Source organism: Methylobacterium aquaticum (assembly GCF_001043915.1).
GTDB lineage: Bacteria > Pseudomonadota > Alphaproteobacteria > Rhizobiales > Beijerinckiaceae > Methylobacterium > Methylobacterium aquaticum.
This window is the reverse complement of the sequence record NZ_LABX01000443.1, coordinates 1-1571: the sequence shown is the minus strand read 5'-3', so window position 1 is coordinate 1571 and position 1571 is coordinate 1. Positions and strand designations below refer to the sequence as shown.

Annotated in this window: 2 protein-coding genes; one reads left to right on the top strand and one right to left on the bottom strand. The window is 74.2% G+C overall.

Annotation, left to right across the window (positions count from 1 at the left end; all coding sequences use genetic code 11):
- On the top strand, window positions 1–215 hold a 215-nt coding region (locus VP06_RS33115; protein ID WP_048468077.1), incomplete at its 5' end, for a formate--tetrahydrofolate ligase.
- 315 nt (window positions 216–530) lie between these two features.
- On the opposite strand, the gene VP06_RS33110 is transcribed toward VP06_RS33115, so the two are convergent.
- Window positions 531–1139, bottom strand: a complete 609-nt coding sequence (locus VP06_RS33110) for a hypothetical protein (protein WP_048468076.1) — start codon at window positions 1137–1139, stop codon at window positions 531–533.
- Window positions 1140–1571 lie beyond the last annotated feature (432 nt).

The window sequence follows — 1571 nt, the reverse complement described above, 5'->3', positions numbered from 1 at the left end:
TGGCCAAGACACAGTATTCGTTCTCGACCGATCCGAGCCTGACCGGGGCCCCGAGCGGCCACGTGGTGGCGGTGCGCGACGTGCGCCTCTCGGCCGGAGCCGGCTTCGTGGTGGCGATCTGCGGGGAGATCATGACCATGCCGGGCCTGCCGAAGGTGCCGGCGGCCGAGGGCATCCATCTCGACGCCGAGGGCCGGATCGAGGGATTGTTCTGATCGCGTCGGTCCCGTCGATCTCGGGCTTGCCCGAGATCGAAACGACGGGGCTCGGGCTTGCCCGAGATCGACGCGACGGGCTCGGGCTTGCCACAGACCGAAGCGATGCGTGAGCCTCTTGGGCTGTTGCGATGACACGCGGCCCCTCGATCGAACCGATCGAGGGGCGTTTCGCGCGAGGGGGCGTCCCTCAGCCCTGCATTGGCGGGCCCACGCTTCGCCCGATTCAGTTTCTGTTTTGTCGCAGATTTTTGCCGCCGATCCGGTGACCACTCCGGCGAAATCCGCTTAGCCTGGATCTGGCCTGGTCCCGCGTCAGCGCCCTGAGCCGCCGGGCCCGCCACGGCCGCCGATGCCGCCATCGATGCTCGGCCCATCCGGCGCTCTTCCGCCGGACCCCGCGCCGGACCCCGCGCCGGCCGCCTCGCGACGCCGGCCGCTCGTCTCGAGGCTCGCCACGTAGGCACTGCACGCCTCGGGCTCGCCGGCCTGCGGCAGGACGCCGGGCTTCAGCAGCGTGGCGCAGGTCCGGCCGAGCGCGGAGCCCGGATTCGGCACGTCGTCCTCGTACCCGGGCAGGTCGGGTCGCGCCATCGCGGCGAACAGGCCGACGCAGTCGCCCGGGCGGAACGTGCCGGCCCGCGAGCGCGAACCGGACCCGCCGAGCACGGCGACGCAATAGGCCCGCAGGCCCTCGGGCTCGGCCTGATCGCCGCCATCGGCCCAGCCGCCGCTCCAGCCGCCGGGACGGCCCGGCGCGCCGGCCCGTCCGCCGGGGGCTCCAGGCAGCCCGGCGCCATCGCCCGATCCGGTCCGCCGCACGAGCGCGGAGGAATCTGGGGCTGACGGCCCGGGCCCGGTCGCCGCGACGGCGCCGGCCGCGATCGTGCCGCCCGCGATCAGCAGTAAGGGGAGAGTCTTCATCGGATCGGTCTCACATCCGGGTTAGGGCCGCCGACCGCGTGCCGCCCGGACCGGGGGGTCTGGACGACGGTCTCCTCCGCGGTGCGGCGACCGAGGCCGCGGAGCCTGGATCATCAGCGAGCGGCCCGAGAGGCCGGACTGCCGGCACCGGCCCTAGCGGGCCGGGAGCCGACGAGGACCGGAGGCCCGCCGCCGACCCGGCGGATGGAAGGCCGGGAGTGCGGCGCCGGGCAGAGGATCGGCGCGGCGCCGTTGCGATCATCGCGGATCAGTAGACGTTGCCGCCCTGGCCGCCGGCGCCGCCGACGCCACCGAAGCTGCCGTTGCCGCCCGCCCCGCCATGGCCGCCCTTGTTGCCGTCGCCCGCGGCCGAACCGCCGCCGCCGCCCTGGCCGCCCTGGCCGCCATAGGATCTGTCTCTTATACACATGC

What these genes read in the sequence shown, in the direction of transcription:
- VP06_RS33110 (WP_048468076.1), bottom strand. Translation starts at nt 1,139, where the DNA reads ATGAAGACTCTCCCCTTACTGCTGATCGCGGGCGGCACGATCGCGGCC.